This window comes from Saccharothrix syringae, from assembly GCF_009498035.1.
Classification (GTDB): domain Bacteria; phylum Actinomycetota; class Actinomycetes; order Mycobacteriales; family Pseudonocardiaceae; genus Actinosynnema; species Actinosynnema syringae.
The window spans coordinates 553,346-568,838 of record NZ_CP034550.1; the positions used below are offsets into that span (position 1 = coordinate 553,346).

Here is a 15,493-nt window from a genome sequence, read left to right on the forward strand (position 1 = left end):
CCCCGGTGGAGTCCTGGTGCCCGGCCGATCCGGGAACGGCCCCCGAGGCCGGCGCGGACTCCCCGGTGCCCCGCGCCGGCGTCGGCACGACCCCGCACACCGGCCACCGGACGCTCGTGGCCGCGCCCGACCCGCCCACCGCGGCGGACACCCGTGACGGGAGGGGGCCCGGCGGCCCCCTCCCACCACTTACGCCAACGAGTCCCGCCAGGCCGTGTGGAGCGCGGCGAACCGGCCGCGCTCCCCGATCAGCTCCTCCGGCGCGCCGTCCTCGACCACGCGCCCCCCGTCGAGCACCAGCACCCGGTCCGCGATCAGCACGGTCGACAGCCGGTGGGCGATGATGAACGCCGTCCGGTCCGCCAGCACCGTCTCCAGCGCACCCTGCACCAGCCGCTCCGTCGGCACGTCCAGGCTCGACGTCGCCTCGTCGAGCACCAGCACCGCCGGGTCGGCCAGGAACGCCCGCGCGAACGCCACCACCTGCCGCTGCCCCGCCGACAGCCGCCCGCCGCGCTTGCGGACGTCCGTGTCGTAGCCCTCGGGCAGCTCGCGGATGAACGCGTCCGCGCCCACCGCCCGCGCCGCCGCCTCGACCTCCTCGCGGCTCGCCGACGGCCGGCCCAGCGCGATGTTGTCCAGCACGGACCCGTCGAACAGGAAGTTCTCCTGCGTCACCATGACCACCGCGCGCCGCAGCTCGGCGTCGGCCACCGAGCGCAGGTCGATGCCGTCGAGCAGCACCACGCCCCCGGTCGGGTCGTAGAACCGCGCCACCAGCTTGGCCAGCGTCGACTTGCCCGCGCCGGTCGCCCCGACCAGCGCCACGGTCTGCCCGGCGGGCACGGTCAGGTCGAACGGCGGCAGCACCAGCGACGAGTCCGGCGCGTACCGGAACTCCACCCCCTCGAACCGCACCGCGCCGCGCACCTCGCCCAGCGGCGTCGGGTCCTCCGGCTCGCGCACCACCGGCGCCTCCTCCAGCAGCCCCGAGATCTTCTCCAGGGCCGCGGTGGCCGACGCGTAGGCGTTGGCGAACATCGCGAGCTGGTCGAACGGGTCGTAGAAGCGCCGCACGTACAGGGTGAACGCGGCCAGCACGCCCAGCTCCAGGTCGCCGCCCGCCACCCGGAACGCACCCCACGCCAGGATCACCGCCAGCGACAGGTTGCCGATGACGCGCACCGACGAGGTGAACGCCGCCATCACGCCCATCGCCTCGGTGTTGGCGTCCCGGTACCGGTCGTTGAGCCCGCTCATGATCGCGAAGTTCCGCCGCTCCCGCCGGAACGCCTGCACCGCCCGGATGCCGTTCATGGTCTCCACGAACTGCACGATGATCCGCGCGATCGCCCCGCGCGTGCCCCGGTACGCGCGCGCCGAGCGGCGCTGGAACCAGCGGGTCAGCAGCACCAGCGGCACGAACCCGGACAGCACCACCAGCGCCAGCGGCACGTCCAGGTACAGCAGCACCACCGAGATGCCCAGCAGCGACAGCACCGAGGTGAAGAACCCGTCCAGGCCCTCCTCCAGCAGGTCCTGGAGCGAGTCGACGTCGCTGGTGGCCCGCGAGATGACCTTGCCGGAGGTGTACTTCTCGTGGAACGACACCGACAGCCGCTGCGCCTGCCGGAAGATGCGCTCCCGCAGCACCAGCAGCACGTCCTGCCCGATGCGCCCGGTCAGCCGCACGAACGACCAGCGCAGCAGGGTCGCGGTGAGCGCCACCGCCACGTACCCGCCGACGCACCACGCCAGCGCGTCCGGCCGCCCGTCCAGCGCCGCGGGCACCCCGGTGTCGATGGCCGCCGCGATCAGCAGCGGACCGGCCAGGTTGACCAGGTTCTCGCCGACCACGATCGCCAGCGCCAGCAGCGCCGCCCCCGAGTGCGGGCGCAGCAGCTCGCCCAGCAGCCGCCGCGAACGGGCCTGCAGCTTCACCCCGGTGGCGTGGTCGACCTCCTCGACGTCCTCGGCGGCGACACCCCGCCACGCCTGCTCGTCCTGCGCCGTCGCCGCGGTCACGCCGCCACCTCCTCGTCGTCCATGGTCGCCAGCAGGTGCCGGTAGACCGGGTCCCCGTCCAGCAGCTGCGCGTGCGTGCCGACCGCCGCGATCCGGCCGTCGACCAGCACCGCCACCCGGTCGGCCAGCTGCACCGTGCTCGGCCGGTGCGCCACCACCAGCGCGGTCACGCCCTTGAGCACGCGCCGCAGCGCCGCCTCCACCTCGGCCTCGGTGTGCACGTCCAGCGCGGACAGCGGGTCGTCCAGCACCAGCACGGCGGGCCGCCCGACCACCGCGCGCGCCAGCGCCAACCGCTGCCGCTGGCCGCCCGACAGCGACAGGCCCTGCTCGCCGATGCGGGTGTCCAGGCCCCACGGCAGCGCGTCGACGAACTCCTCCGCCCGCGCCACCCGCAGCGCCTCGCGCACCCGCGCCTCGTCCACCCCGGCCGCGCCCAGCGCCACGTTCTCGGTCACGCTCGCCGAGAACAGGATCGGCTCCTCGAACGCGGTGCCCACCACCCGCCGCAGCTCGGCCAGGTCCAGGTCGCGCACGTCCACCCCGTCGACGGTCACCCGACCGCGGGTCACGTCGGCCAGCCGCGGCACCAGCGCGGTCACCGTCGTCTTGCCCGAGCCGGTCGCGCCGACCAGCGCCACCGTCTCACCCGGCCGCAGCTCCAGGTCCACGCCGCGCAGCACCTCGTGCTCGGCGCCGGGGTGGCGGAAGTGGACGCCCTCGAACCGGACGTGCCCGCGCACCGGCGAGGGCAGCGGCACGGGCTCGGCGGGCGAGGTGATCGCCACGGGCGTGTCGACCACCTCGAAGTACCGCTCCAGTGCCGACGCGGTCGAGTTCGTCTCCGCCAGCAACCACCCGATCGAGTCAACCGGCCAGCGCAGGTAGGCACTGACCGTGACGGCGGCGACGAGCGTGCCGACGGTGACCGCGCCGTCCGCGATGCCGACCGCCCCGAACGCCAACTGGCCGGCGATGCCCAGCTCGGGCAGCACGATCAGCACCGCCCACAGCGCCGCGAACACGCGCACCTTCGCGATCTCGGTCTCCCGCAGCTCACGCGCCTGCCGCAGGAACCGCCCGGTCAGGTGCGGGCCCCGGCCGAACGCCTTGAGCACCCGGATGCCCAGCACCGACTCCTCGACCACCGTGGTCAGGTCGCCCGACTGGTCCTGCGCCCGCCGCGCCACCACCTTGAACCGGGACTCGAACAGGTAGGACAGGGCCACCAGCGGCAGCGTGGAGGCCAGCACGATCCCGCCCAGCACCGGCGAGAGCCAGAACAGCACCCCCAGCCCCAGCACCACCACCAGGCTGTTGACCACCAGGAAGATCAGCGCGAACCCCACGAACCGGCGAACCTGCGTCAGGTCGGTCGTGGCGCGGGACAGCAGCTGCCCCGACTGCCACCGGTCGTGGAAGGAGACGGGCAGGTCCTGCAGGTGGTGGTACAGCTCCGCCCGCATCCGCGCCTCCACCCCCGCCGCAGGCCCGGCGATCAGCTTGCGGCGGGCGTAGAACAGGCCCGCCTCGGCACAGCCCAGCAGCACCACCAGCCCGACGAGCAGCGGCAACCCGCTCAGGTCGCGGGCGGCGATCGGGCCGTCCACGATGCGTTGGGTGATCAGCGGGATGCCCAGGCCGCACGTCATGGCCAGCAGGGTCGCCACCATGGCGAGCACGATCGGCGTGCGCACGGGCTTGAGGTACGGCCACAACCGGCGCACCGTCGCCGCCGTGGAAGTACGTTCTTCCGACACGAGTCCCCCTCCGGTCTCACCCCGACGTTACGAAGGCGGACCACCGGTCGGCATCCTGTTTTCCCGTCCCCGAGCCTGCAGGCTCGACCCAGGTGGAGGTCAAGGTGGAGGTGCGGTTCCTGCGCGCGGAGCCCGCGATGGCGTACCCGAAGGGCCGACTGCTGGCGGTGAGAGGCGGCCGGCTCCACGTCCTGGCCCCCGACGGCTGGGACCCGGTGGGAGGCCCCCGACCCGAGGGGGCGCGCCCGATCACCCGAACGGAGGCAGAGGAGTGGTGCCGGTACGAAGGGGTGGACCCCGAAGTGCTGAACACCGTCCCCGGGCCGGCCTAGTCCCGCCGCAGCGCCGAAGGCGACGTGATCAACCCGGCGACCCCGTAACTGGCTCCCGCCAGCAGGACGAGCACGGTCCACCTGTCGCCGACCCCGGAGAACCGCTCCGGCACCCCCGAGTAGTACGCGACCCCCAGCAGAACGGGCCCGCACAACACCACGGGCCACACCGGCCGCACCCGGAGCAACCACAACAACGGCCCGGCCAACAACGCGCTCAACACCAACGCCACCGGCAACCCGACCACCACCAGCAACAGGAACTCGCCCATCCCGGTGCCCTCGACCACCCGGTCGAACACCCCGGTCCGGTAAGCCCGGACCCAGGCGAACAACAACGCGGCGCCCACGACAGCGGACACCACCACCCGCACCAGAACCCTGAACGCGAACCCGCCCGCACCGGGCCCCGACGAGTCACCCACGACGAACAGGATGACGAGCCGTCACCGGCGAGGCCAGCGCGAACCCCAACGCCCCCGCCACCACCGCCCCGGCGGGCACGTTCACCCACACCGTCAACAAGCTCAACACGGCCGCGAACGTCACCCCCACCGCCGAAAACCCCAACGGCCGCTCCTGCCGCAACAGCAAGAACAACAACCACCCCACCAACACGCCGACGGCCAGGCTCACCGGAATCGACACCAGCCCCAACCCGAGGCAGTCCCAGTCGTCCTTGGAGCACACCACCCCGGCCGCGATGAACTCGCGCACCCCCCACCAGCCCGCGCCCAGCAAAGCGCCGACCAGCACCCCGACCACCAGTCGCCCCACCACCCCCACCGGTTACCCGACCACCGGGAACACCACACCCAGGACGTGAGCGCGGCACCGACCAGGAACGCGCCACCACCCCCAGCCCAAAACCCACCGCCGGCCTGTCCGAGTGGAGGACACGCGGTGCCGGACCGGAGGACACGCGGTGTCCGAGTGGAGGACACGCCGGTGCTGAACGTAGAACTCGGGGGCCCGGAACGTTCGACACGAGGGTCCTGAAGGTTCGACTCGCGCGGCTTGAACGCATGACACGCCCGACCTGAGCGCATGACACGCCCGACCTGAGCGCATGACACGCCGGTGCTGAACGCATGACACGCCGGGAGGACGCTGGGTCCGGTGGGGCCGGCGGGCCCCGATTTGACATGGGTTCGAGTGCCATAGGCTGGTCGGAGCCGGCAGGCTCGGCGGGACGCTTTTCCCCGCCGTGCCTGTCGGCTGCGGCCTGCCTCCGGTGCTCGTAAGGGCCCCATGTCAAATCGAGGCCCCACGCGACCCAGGCGATCAAGCAAGATCGACTGGAGAGACCGGAAGACGGAAGAGGCGGAGTGCGAAGGGGCCCCCGCCGGCAGGCGGGGGCCCCTTCGCAAGATCAACGCAGAAGATCAACCGAGAGAATCAGCCCCGGTTGGAGCGGACTCCCAGCAGCACGTCCTCCCAGGACGGCACGATCGGGTGGTTCTTCTTCCCGCGCTTCGGAGGCTCCTTCCGGGCCGCGGCACCCTGCTTCGCCGAAGCCGCCGGCTGAGGGGGCACCGGAGGAACCGGCACCGGCTCCTCCACCACCGGCGCGGGCACGACCTCGGGCTCCGGCTCGACCACGGGAGGCGGCGCGACCGGCTCCTCCCGGACCAGGATCTCGGGCTCCCCGAGCACCCCCGACCCGGCGAGACCGGCCGAAGCCGGCTTCTCCAGCTCCAGGGCCGCCCGAGCCAACTGCGTCACCGGCCGCAAACTGCGCAACCCGCGATTCGGGTTCGGGTCCATCAGGTCCACGGCCGCGTCGTCCAGCGCCGTCACCGTGCCACCCTGCACACCGGGGTGGAACGCCCAGTGGGCCCGGTTGTCCGACCGCCCCGCCCGCCAGTGCAGCTGCACGACCCACCGGCCGTCCTCACCGCGCCACGAGTCCCAGCTGACGTCGGCGTAGTCCTGCCCCCGCAACCCGAACGAGTGCGCCACGACCTCGCCCAACGTCTGCACGTCGGGCCCGTCCTCGCGCACCGGGTGCGCCCGCTGCGCCAGCTCGGCCGTCCGCGACCGCTCCAGCAGCACCGGGTAGGCGAACCGCTCGACCCGGTGCTTGGGGATCCCCGCGGCCAGCGCGACCTGCTCCACCGACTCGCCGGCGCGGATGCGGGCCTGGATCTCCCGCGGCCGCATCTGGCTCTCGGTCTCGACCTCGATCTGCCCCAGCCGGGTGAGGTCGCCGCGGGCCGCCGCCCGCAGCCGCTCGTCCGCGGGCAGCACGAAGCGCTCGCCGCGTTCCGGGTCTTCGAGGAGGACGGTCTTGCCGTCGTCTTCGAGCCCGATGACCCGCAACGCTCGCATCATGGCCTCCCGGTTGGCTCACCTCGCCGAGTACGCAACGCTAATGCGGCGCGCCGCCTTGACGCGGGAGGCTCGCCGTGTTCACCGATATCTTCGTGTGATCTTGCCGTATGTCGCCGGGGTCCGCACGTTCGTTACCCGAAGATTCACCCCACCACGCGGCGAGGGGCCTCCCGGGCACGCCCGGGAGGCCCCTCCGACCGGCACGCCTCAGAGCTGCGACACCACCCAGTCGACCGCCTTGGTCAGCGTCGTCACGTCCTCGGGCTCCACCGCCGGGAACATCGCCACCCGCAGCTGGTTGCGCCCCAGCTTCCGGTAGGGCTCCACGTCCACCACGCCGTTGGCCCGCAGCGCCTTGGCCACCGCCGCGGCGTCCACCGAGTCGTCGAAGTCGATCGTGCCCACCACCTGCGACCGGTGCGCCGGGTCGGCCACGTACGGCGTGGTGTAGGAGGTCGACTCGGCCCACGAGTACAGCCGCGACGACGAGTCGGCCGTCCGCGCCACCGCCCAGTCCAGCCCGCCGTTGCCCAGGATCCACTCGACCTGGTTGTTCAGCAGGAACAGCGTGGCCAGCGCCGGGGTGTTGTAGGTCTGGTCCTTGGTGGAGTTGTCCAGCGCCGTGGTCAGCGACAGGAACTCCGGCACCCAGCGCCCGGACGCCCCGATCTCGGCGACCCGCTCCAGGGCCGCCGGCGACATCAGGGCGATCCACAGCCCGCCGTCGGAGGCGAAGCACTTCTGCGGCGCGAAGTAGTAGACGTCGTACTCCGACGCCTCCACCGGCAGGCCGCCCGCGCCCGACGTGGCGTCGATGGCGACCAGCGCGCCCTCGGAGCCCGCGGGCCGCTCCACCGGCACCGCGACACCGGTCGAGGTCTCGTTGTGCGCCCAGCCCACCAGGTCGGCGCCCTCGGCGTAGGTGATCGCGGGCGCGGAGCCCGGGTCGGCCTTGACCACGATCGAGTCGCCCAGGAACGGCGCGTCCGAGGTGACCTTGGCGAACTTCGACGAGAACTCGCCGTAGGTGAAGTGCTGGGCGCGCTCGCGCACCAGGCCGAACGCGGCGGCGTCCCAGAAGGCGGTGGTGCCGCCGTTGCCCAGGACGACCTCGTAGCCGTCGGGCAGCGAGAACAGCTCGCGCAGGCCCGCGCGCACCTTGCCGACCAGGGACTTCACCGGCTTCTGCCGGTGGGAGGTGCCCATCAGCGCGGCGCCCTCGGCCGCGAGGGCCGCCAGGGCCTCGGGACGGACCTTGGAGGGCCCGCACCCGAACCGGCCGTCGGACGGCCGCAGCTCGGGGGGCAGGACCAACGTGGTCGGGTCGGCGGTCTGGGTCATCGCGAAGCCTCCGGTAGCGGGGAGGGGGTCGGCCGACCGGCGCCGTTGCCGGGGAGCCAAGTGTTGCAGCAGCGTGGCCGGGGGGTGACGACCGGGTGTCCCTGATCACGTCCGCCTGTGCGGGCACACACTGGTCGAGCCACCACTCGGTCTGAAAAGTCCGGTTCACAGAGCGGCCGGACCACCGGATTCGGCGGCCCGACCAACAGGCCAACAGGCAACGGGTCAACAGGCAACGGGCCAACGGACCCGACGACGGCCCCCGGTGCCCACCGCGCCGGTGGGCACCGGGACCCGGCCTACCCGGAGATCCGCTCCCAGCCCTCCACCTCGGAGGGCTTGCGCGGCCCGGGCCCCACGTACGACGCGGACGGCCGCACCAGCCGCCCGGTGCGCTTCTGCTCCAGGATGTGCGCCGACCACCCGGCCGTGCGCGCGCAGGTGAACATCGCGGGCATCATGTGCGGCGGCACCCGCGCGAAGTCCAGGATCACCGCCGCCCAGAACTCGACGTTGGTCTCGATCGCCCGGTCGGGCCGCCGCTCGCGCAGCTCGGCCAGCGCGGCCTGCTCCAGCGCCGCGGCCACCTCGTAGCGGGCCGCGCCCAACTCCTGGCAGGTGCGCCGCAGCACGCGCGCCCGCGGGTCCTCGGCCCGGTAGACCCGGTGGCCGAAGCCCATCAGCCGCTCGCCCCGGTCCAGCACGCCCTTGACGAACGCCCGGGCGTCACCGGTCCGCTCGACCTCCTCGATCATCGGCAGCACGCGCGCCGGCGCGCCGCCGTGCAGCGGGCCGGACATGGCGCCGATGGCGCCGGACATGGCAGCCGCGACGTCCGCGCCGGTGGACGCGATCACCCGCGCGGTGAACGTGGACGCGTTCAGCCCGTGCTCGGCGGCCGACACCCAGTAGGCGTCCAGGGCCTTCACGTGCGCCGGGTCGGGCTCGCCGCGCCAGCGGGTCAGGAACCGCTCGGTGATGGTCCGGCACTCGTCGATGCGGGTCTGCGGCACGGCGGGCCGCCCGATGCCGCGCGCCGACTGCGCCGCGTAGGACAGGGCCATCACCGACGCCCGCGCCAACTGCTCGCGCGCCAGCTCGTCGTCGATGTCCAGCAGCGGCTGGTAGCCCCAGATGGGGGCGACCATGGCCAGCGCCGCCTGCACGTCGACCCGGACGTCACCGGTGTGCACCGGGATGGGGAACGGCTCGGCGGGCGGCAGGCCGGCGCCGAAGCGGCCGTCCACCAGCAACGCCCACACGTTGCCGAAGGTGACCTTGCCCGCCAGGTCCTCGATGTCCACACCCCGGTAGCGCAGCGCGCCACCGTCGCGGTCCGGTTCGGCGATTTCGGTGCGGAAGGCGACCACGCCCTCCAGACCCGGTTTGAAACCGTCGTCCTCGCTCTGCACCACGCTGTGCGCTCCTCACGTCGGCTTATGGCGGAAGTAGGGGTTCGTCAGGGGTTGCCTGCACCCTCCTCTGAGCGGCGCGCCTCGGCAATCACGGAACGCGTGGCGTCGGTCACGATCAAGGAACCGATTCAGAACGGAGCCCGGAACGGGACCGGAACGGAAGCGGAACGCAAGCCGATCGTTAAGCCCTTGTTTCCGCTGCGCGGTACGGGGGTTTCGCGTGGTAGACCACCGGTCATGCACCTGACGCCGCACGAGCGGGACAAGCTGCTGGTCCACGTCGCGGCCGACGTCGCGCGCAGGCGGCTGGAGCGCGGTGTGGTCCTCAACTACCCGGAGGCGGTCGCGCTGATCACCGACCACGTGCTGGAGGGCGCGCGCGACGGCCGCGCGGTCGCCGAGCTGATGGAGAGCGGCCGGCACGTCCTGTCCCGCGCCCAGGTGCTGCCGGGCGTGCCCGAGATGATCGACTCCGTGCAGGTGGAGGCCACCTTCCCGGACGGCACGAAGCTGGTGACCGTGCACGACCCGATCCCGTGAGCCCGGAGCGGAACCCGGCGCACGACCCGACGCACGACCCGGAGCGCAGCCCGACGCAGGCCCCGGAGCGGAACCCGGAGCAGGACCTGGAGCGCAACCCGACGCGGGGCCCGGAGCGCAACCCGACGCACGAGCCGACGCACGACCCGATCCCGTGAGCGTGAGGAGGAGCGCCGTGGTCCCAGGCGAGATCGTCCCCGGCGAGCAGCCGGTGGAGCTGAACCCCGGCCGGCCGCGGACCACCCTGGTCGTGGTCAACACCGCGGACCGCCCGGTGCAGGTCGGTTCGCACTACCACTTCGCCGCGGCCAACCCGGGCCTGGAGTTCGACCGCGAGGCCGCCTGGGGCAAGCGGCTCGACGTCCCCGCGGGCACGGCCGTCCGGTTCGAGCCGGGCGTGGCGCGCGAGGTGGTGCTGGTGCCGATCGCCGGGAACCGGCGGGTGCCGGGCCTGCGGCCGGAGTGGGCGGGGGAGCTGGACCGGTGACCGGGATCGACCGCGCGCGCTACGCCGAACTGCTCGGCCCCACCACCGGGGACCGCGTCCGGCTCGCCGACACCGACCTGTTCATCGAGGTCACCGAGGACCGCAGCCGGGGCGCGGGCGCCGGCGACGAGGTGATCTTCGGCGGCGGCAAGGTGGTCCGCGAGTCGATGGGCCAGGGCGTGGCCACCCGCGCCGAGGGCACGCCCGACCTGGTGATCACCGGCGCCGTGGTGCTCGACCACTGGGGCGTGGTCAAGGCGGACGTCGGCGTGCGCGACGGCCGGATCGTGGGCATCGGCAAGGCCGGCAACCCCGACACCATGGACGGCGTCGACCCCGCCCTGGTCATCGGCCCCTCCACCGAGATCCTGTCCGGCAACGGGAAGGTCCTCACCGCCGGCGGCATCGACTGCCACGTGCACTTCATCTGCCCGCAGATCGTCGACACCGCCGTCGCCTCCGGCCTGACCACCCTGATCGGCGGCGGCACCGGCCCCGCCGAGGGCAGCAAGGCCACCACCGTCACGCCCGGCTCCTGGTACCTGGGCCGGATGCTCGCCGCGATGGACCACATGCCGGTCAACGTGCTGCTGCTGGGCAAGGGCAACACCGTGCGCGAGGACGCCCTGCGCGAGCAGCTGGCCGGCGGCGCGGGCGGGTTCAAGCTGCACGAGGACTGGGGCACCACGCCCGCCGCGATCGACGCGTGCCTGCGGATCGCCGACGAGTCCGGCGTGCAGGTGGCCATCCACACCGACACGCTCAACGAGGCCGGGTTCGTCGAGTCGACCCTGGGGGCCATCGCGGGCCGGTCGATCAACGCCTACCACTCCGAGGGCGCGGGCGGCGGCCACGCGCCGGACATCATCCGGGTGGTGTCCGAGCCGAACGTGCTGCCGTCCTCGACCAACCCCACCCGCCCGCACACCGTCAACACGCTCGAAGAGCACCTGGACATGCTCATGGTGTGCCACCACCTCAACCCGTCGGTGCCCGAGGACCTGGCGTTCGCGGAGAGCCGCATCCGGCCGACCACCATGGCCGCCGAGGACGTGCTGCACGACCTGGGCGCGATCTCCATGATCGGCTCGGACTCGCAGGCCATGGGCCGGGTGGGCGAGGTGGTCATCCGGACCTGGCAGACCGCGCACGTGATGAAGGCCCGGCGCGGCGCGCTCGGCGGCGGCGAGCCGGCCGACAACCTGCGCGCCCGCCGGTACGTGGCCAAGTACACGATCAACCCCGCCGTCGCGCACGGCATCGACCACGAGGTGGGCTCGGTGGAGGTCGGCAAGCTCGCCGACCTGGTGCTGTGGGAGCCGAAGTTCTTCGGCGTGCGGCCCTCGGTGGTGCTCAAGGGCGGGTTCATCGCGTACGCGGCCATGGGCGACGCCAACGCGTCCATCCCGACGCCGCAGCCGGTCCTGGCCCGGCCGATGTTCGGCGCGCACGCCGCCGCCCTGGGCAGCGTCCACTTCGTGTCCCGGCAGGCCGTCGACGCCGACCTGGCCGGCCTGCTGCGGCTGGCGCGGCCGCTGGTGCCGGTCCGCGACACCCGCCGCGTGACCAAGGCGGACATGGTGCTCAACGACGCCCTGCCGGACGTCCGGGTGGACCCGGACAGCTTCGCCGTGCACGTTGACGGCGAGCTGGTCGAGCCCCAACCGGTGGCCGAGCTGCCCATGGCCCAGCGCTACTTCCTGTTCTGACGGGCGGCCGCCGGATGGACCCCGTCGCGCTGATGCTCGCCGACTCCCGCTTCCCGGGCGGGGGTCACGTCCACTCGGGCGGCCTGGAGGAGGCCGCGGCCCGGCGCCTGGTCACCGACGAGGCGTCGCTGCGGTCGTTCCTGGTCGGCCGGCTGCGCACGGCGGGCGCGCTGGCCGCGGCGTTCGCCGCCGCGGCGACCGGCGGCGGCCCGGACCGGGCCGCCCACCACGCCGAGCTGGACTCCGAACTCGACGCCCGCACGCCGTCCCCGGCCCAGCGCGCCGCCTCGCGCACCCAGGGGCGCGGCATCGCGCGCGCCGCCCGGCGGGCGTGGCCGTCGCGCGCGCTGGACGACCTGCTCCGGGTGGCGCCGCGACCGCACCACCCGGTGGTGGTGGGCCTGCTGGTCGCCGACCCGTTCGAGGCCGCGCAGGTCGTCGCCTACCACGCGGTCACCGGCCCGGCGACCGCCGCGATCCGGCTGCTCGGCCTGGACCCGTTCGGCGTCAACGCGGTGCTGGCCCGGCTCGCCGGGGAACTCGACGCGGTCGCCCGGGCCGCCGCCGCGCACGCCGGCACACCGCCGGCCGACCTGCCCGCGCCCGGCTCGCCCGGCCTCGACCTGCTGGCCGAGGCCCACGACCGCCACCACAGGGAAGAGGTGCGTCTCTTTGTCAGCTGACCACGACCACGACGAGCAGGGCCACGGGCACGGGCACGGCCACCGGGTCACCTTCGACCCCGCCGACGCCGGGCGCGACCCGCACGAGCACCCGGACCGCGCCCACCGCGCCGTGCGCCTCGGCATCGGCGGCCCGGTCGGCAGCGGCAAGACCGCGCTGACCGCCGCGCTGTGCCGGGCGCTGGCCGGCGAGGTGGACCTGGCCGTGGTGACCAACGACATCTACACCACCGAGGACGCCGACTTCCTGCGCCGGGCGGGCGTGCTGGACGCCGACCGGATCGAGGCGGTGCAGACCGGCGCCTGCCCGCACACGGCCATCCGCGACGACATCACCGCGAACCTGGACGCGGTGGAGCTGCTGGAGCACCGGTTCCCCGGCCTGGGGCTGGTGATCATCGAGAGCGGCGGCGACAACCTGACCGCGGTGTTCAGCCGGGGCCTGGTGGACCGGCAGGTGTTCGTGGTGGACGTCGCGGGCGGCGACAAGGTGCCGCGCAAGGGCGGCCCCGGCGTGACCACCGCCGACCTGCTGGTGATCAACAAGACGGACCTCGCGCCGATGGTGGGCGCCGACCTCGGTGTCATGACGGCCGACGCCCACCGGATGCGGGACGGGCTACCCGTGATCAGCCAGTCCCTGGTCGAGACGCCGGACGCGCCCCTGGTGGCCGACTGGGTGCGCGCTCAGCTCCGCACGCTCGCGACGGTCAGTTGAGCACCGAACGGGCTGACGTCGCCCGCGCAGCCGTAGGCGCCCGGCAGGGGCAGGTACAGCGGCGCGGTGTTGTCCGGCGGGTAGACGCGGACGCCCCACACGGGCGTCTTGCGGCAGGTCGCCGGGTCGAAGTTGTCGACCGCGGCGAACCCGACGTCCGAGATCGCCGAGGCCCCGTTCGGCAGGGTCAGCGGCGACCCGGGCTCGCCGAGCCGCACCGCGGCCGCGCCGACCTGGTTGCCCGCCGCGTCGACGTAGGACACGCCGGGCCAGCCGCGCAGCACGCAGCCGGCGAGCGCCCGGTTGGTGAGCACGACCTCGCGGTACGTGGTGCCGGCCGCGCCCTCGACGCGGCCGAAGGCGATGTTCAGGTCGACCGAGGCGCAGGTGGCCTGGGCCACCCGCGGGACGCCGGGTTGTGCGACGGCGGCTCCCCCGGTGAGCAGCACCGCGGCCGCGGCCGCGGCGATGCCGATGAGCTTCTTCATCACTGTCTCCCCCGAGATGTGTGGGCGGAACTTCCACCCACGAGGAGGACGTGTCGCACATCACAGGGGTTGCGCCGGTGAGGGCGCGGGCACGCCTGGAGGTGGAACGGGACCCGGATGGCCGATCGGTCGTGCGGGTCCTGCGGTCGGCGGCGCCGCTGCGGCTGGTGCCGCACCGCGGCCGCGCCGGCACCGCCCTGGTCCACCTGGTCGGCTCGGTCACCGCGCCGCTGGGCGGCGACGACCTGGAACTGGACGTCCTGGTCGGGCCGGGCGCGGCGCTGGTGTTGCGCGGAGTAGCCGCCACCCTCGCCCTCCCCGGCCACCGACCGGGTGGCAGTCGTTCACACGTGCGGGTGGAATTAGGGGAGGGGGCCGAGGTGGAATACCTCCCGGAACCGACCGTCGTCACGGCGCGGGCGCGCCACGAAGCGGTGTTCCGCGCGCGGTTGGGTGAAGGCGCCCGACTCCATACCCGGGAAATTCTCGTGTTGGGGCGTTCGAACGAACCGGCGGGCCTGCTCGACACCACCTTGGACGTCCGGGGAAACGGAACCGCAATAAAACAGACATCTCATCTGGGGGTGCCCGAGGTCGACGGCAGCCCGGCCGGGACGGCGGGCCTGCGCGTGCTCGGCGCGGAGCTGCTGTGCTGGGGCGAGGACCCGCCGGCAGCGGTTTCCGCGGCCTGGTGGTCGCTCGTGCCGCTCGCCGGGCGCGGCAGCCTGACCACCGCGTTGGGGCCGGACGCCGTGGCCGTGGAGCGCGAATTGGACGAGGCACGCGCCCGGCACCCGGGTTGGCGCGATCATCTGACTCGATCTCGAACACGATTCCGAGTCCCGGATCACACCGAAAGTGACGGATCGGGTGGTGGTCATCACCGTGCGGGCGGTTCCGCCAAAAGCCCGGAACCCGTACCGTCGCGGGATCGCCAGGTGCCACAAGTGCCAGGCAGGCGGTAGGAACACCACGCCCGGGAGGTCGGAATGTCGGAGACGACGAACATCGCGTTGCCGTCGATGCGCGTGTCTTACGAGCAGGGCTCGCTCACGGAGAGCGACCTGGCCTCGAACTGGCACGAACAGCTCCAGCTGTGGCTCGACCAGGCCACCGGCGCGGGCCTGCCGGAGCCGAACGCGATGGTCCTCGCCACCTCCGACCCGGAGGGCAGGCCCTCCTCCCGCACCGTGCTCGCCAAGGGCCTCGACGAGCGCGGCCTGGTGTTCTTCACCAACTACACCTCGGCCAAGAGCCACGACCTGATGGCCACCCGGTACGCCTCGGCCACGTTCCCCTGGTTCGCCATGCAGCGGCAGGCCCACGTGCGCGGCGTCGTGGAGAAGGTCGGCCCGGACGAGACGGCCCGCTACTGGGCCGGCCGCCCGCGCGGCTCGCAGCTCGGCGCCTGGGCCTCGCCGCAGTCGCGCGTGGTCAGCGGCCGGACGTCGCTGGAGAGCGCGCTGCACAAGGTCGAGCGGCAGTTCGCCGACGCCGACCGGGTACCCGTGCCGCCCCACTGGGGCGGCTGGCGCATCCGGCCCGAGGAGGTCGAGTTCTGGCAGGGCCGCCGCGACCGGATGCACGACCGGCTCCGCTTCCGCCTCGGCCGCGACGGCTGGGAAGTGCAGCGCATCGCGCCCTGAACGACTTCGCGCGAA

The 15,493-nt window shown here is 73.4% G+C and carries 16 protein-coding genes and 1 pseudogene; 9 read left to right on the forward strand and 8 right to left on the reverse strand.

Annotated elements, in window-relative coordinates:
* Nucleotides 1-189: 189 nt before the first annotated feature.
* Both EKG83_RS02595 and EKG83_RS02600 read right to left on the reverse strand, forming a co-directional pair.
* Entirely contained in the window at nt 190-2,025 is a 1,836-nt protein-coding gene (locus EKG83_RS02595; RefSeq protein ID WP_033432185.1) for an ABC transporter ATP-binding protein, read from the reverse strand.
* Complete coding sequence (locus EKG83_RS02600) at nt 2,022-3,785, reverse strand: ABC transporter ATP-binding protein (protein WP_033432184.1); 1,764 nt, start codon at nt 3,783-3,785, stop codon at nt 2,022-2,024. Before EKG83_RS02600 ends, EKG83_RS02595 begins: the two co-directional genes overlap by 4 nt.
* Nucleotides 3,786-3,877: 92 nt before the next feature.
* Between EKG83_RS02600 and EKG83_RS02605 the strand changes: the two genes are divergently transcribed.
* Nucleotides 3,878-4,117 carry a hypothetical protein gene (locus EKG83_RS02605; protein WP_228122485.1) on the forward strand — a complete coding sequence of 80 codons (240 nt, stop codon included), beginning with the start codon at nt 3,878-3,880 and terminating at the stop codon, nt 4,115-4,117.
* Here EKG83_RS02605 and EKG83_RS02610 read toward each other — a convergent pair.
* The 5 genes from EKG83_RS02610 to EKG83_RS02630 all read right to left on the reverse strand — a co-directional run bounded on the left by EKG83_RS02610 (nt 4,114) and on the right by EKG83_RS02630 (nt 9,207).
* Entirely contained in the window at nt 4,114-4,542 is a 429-nt protein-coding gene (locus EKG83_RS02610) for a hypothetical protein (RefSeq protein ID WP_033432183.1), read from the reverse strand. The genes EKG83_RS02605 and EKG83_RS02610 overlap by 4 nt on opposite strands.
* The gene (locus EKG83_RS02615) at nt 4,535-4,897 is read right to left on the reverse strand and encodes a hypothetical protein (RefSeq protein WP_033432282.1); all 363 of its coding nucleotides are present in this window, start codon (nt 4,895-4,897) and stop codon (nt 4,535-4,537) included. Before EKG83_RS02615 ends, EKG83_RS02610 begins: the two co-directional genes overlap by 8 nt.
* Nucleotides 4,898-5,515: 618 nt before the next feature.
* Complete coding sequence (gene sepH / locus EKG83_RS02620) at nt 5,516-6,448, reverse strand: septation protein SepH (protein WP_033432281.1); 933 nt, start codon at nt 6,446-6,448, stop codon at nt 5,516-5,518.
* 210 nt (nt 6,449-6,658) lie between these two features.
* A complete protein-coding gene (serC, locus tag EKG83_RS02625) occupies nt 6,659-7,792 on the reverse strand; it encodes a phosphoserine transaminase (RefSeq protein WP_033432182.1) in 1,134 nt (377 codons plus the stop codon).
* 299 nt (nt 7,793-8,091) lie between these two features.
* Entirely contained in the window at nt 8,092-9,207 is a 1,116-nt protein-coding gene (locus EKG83_RS02630) for a citrate synthase 2 (RefSeq protein ID WP_033432181.1), read from the reverse strand.
* Nucleotides 9,208-9,444: 237 nt separating this feature from the next.
* Here EKG83_RS02630 and EKG83_RS02635 point away from each other — a divergent pair, with 237 nt between their 5' ends.
* Genes EKG83_RS02635 through ureG form a run of 6 tightly spaced genes read left to right on the forward strand, consistent with a single transcriptional unit; the run spans nt 9,445 to nt 13,344 of the window.
* Nucleotides 9,445-9,747, forward strand: a complete 303-nt coding sequence (locus EKG83_RS02635; protein WP_033432180.1) for an urease subunit gamma — start codon at nt 9,445-9,447, stop codon at nt 9,745-9,747.
* On the forward strand, nt 9,744-9,905 hold the full coding sequence (locus tag EKG83_RS02640) for a hypothetical protein (protein WP_153277844.1): 162 nt from the start codon (nt 9,744-9,746) through the stop codon (nt 9,903-9,905). The genes EKG83_RS02635 and EKG83_RS02640 overlap by 4 nt, the downstream gene beginning before the upstream one ends.
* A 17-nt stretch (nt 9,906-9,922) precedes the next feature.
* The gene (locus tag EKG83_RS02645) at nt 9,923-10,234 is read left to right on the forward strand and encodes an urease subunit beta (RefSeq protein WP_033432179.1); all 312 of its coding nucleotides are present in this window, start codon (nt 9,923-9,925) and stop codon (nt 10,232-10,234) included.
* Complete coding sequence (locus tag EKG83_RS02650) at nt 10,231-11,943, forward strand: urease subunit alpha (RefSeq protein WP_033432178.1); 1,713 nt, start codon at nt 10,231-10,233, stop codon at nt 11,941-11,943. Before EKG83_RS02645 ends, EKG83_RS02650 begins: the two co-directional genes overlap by 4 nt.
* Before the next feature lie 14 nt (nt 11,944-11,957).
* Nucleotides 11,958-12,626 carry an urease accessory protein UreF gene (locus EKG83_RS02655; RefSeq protein ID WP_033432177.1) on the forward strand — a complete coding sequence of 223 codons (669 nt, stop codon included), beginning with the start codon at nt 11,958-11,960 and terminating at the stop codon, nt 12,624-12,626.
* On the forward strand, nt 12,616-13,344 hold the full coding sequence (gene ureG, locus EKG83_RS02660; protein ID WP_033432176.1) for an urease accessory protein UreG: 729 nt from the start codon (nt 12,616-12,618) through the stop codon (nt 13,342-13,344). Before EKG83_RS02655 ends, ureG begins: the two co-directional genes overlap by 11 nt.
* On the opposite strand, the gene EKG83_RS02665 is transcribed toward ureG, so the two are convergent.
* A complete protein-coding gene (locus tag EKG83_RS02665; RefSeq protein WP_051766213.1) occupies nt 13,314-13,832 on the reverse strand; it encodes a DUF4232 domain-containing protein in 519 nt (172 codons plus the stop codon). The genes ureG and EKG83_RS02665 overlap by 31 nt on opposite strands.
* A 77-nt stretch (nt 13,833-13,909) precedes the next feature.
* On the opposite strand from EKG83_RS02665, the pseudogene EKG83_RS02670 reads away from it, so the two are divergent.
* Nucleotides 13,910-14,629, forward strand: a pseudogene (locus EKG83_RS02670) (urease accessory protein UreD); the annotation flags it as partial.
* A 192-nt stretch (nt 14,630-14,821) separates the two neighbouring features.
* On the forward strand, nt 14,822-15,478 hold the full coding sequence (gene pdxH / locus EKG83_RS02675; RefSeq protein WP_033432174.1) for a pyridoxamine 5'-phosphate oxidase: 657 nt from the start codon (nt 14,822-14,824) through the stop codon (nt 15,476-15,478).
* The last annotated feature ends 15 nt before the right edge of the window (nt 15,479-15,493 follow it).

What these genes read in the sequence shown, in the direction of transcription:
- EKG83_RS02635 (WP_033432180.1), top strand. Translation starts at nt 9,445, where the DNA reads ATGCACCTGACGCCGCACGAGCGGGACAAGCTGCTGGTCCACGTCGCG.
- EKG83_RS02665 (WP_051766213.1), bottom strand. Translation starts at nt 13,832, where the DNA reads ATGAAGAAGCTCATCGGCATCGCCGCGGCCGCGGCCGCGGTGCTGCTC.
- EKG83_RS02655 (WP_033432177.1), top strand. Translation starts at nt 11,958, where the DNA reads ATGGACCCCGTCGCGCTGATGCTCGCCGACTCCCGCTTCCCGGGCGGG.
- pdxH (WP_033432174.1), top strand. Translation starts at nt 14,822, where the DNA reads ATGTCGGAGACGACGAACATCGCGTTGCCGTCGATGCGCGTGTCTTAC.
- sepH (WP_033432281.1), bottom strand. Translation starts at nt 6,448, where the DNA reads ATGCGAGCGTTGCGGGTCATCGGGCTCGAAGACGACGGCAAGACCGTC.
- serC (WP_033432182.1), bottom strand. Translation starts at nt 7,792, where the DNA reads ATGACCCAGACCGCCGACCCGACCACGTTGGTCCTGCCCCCCGAGCTG.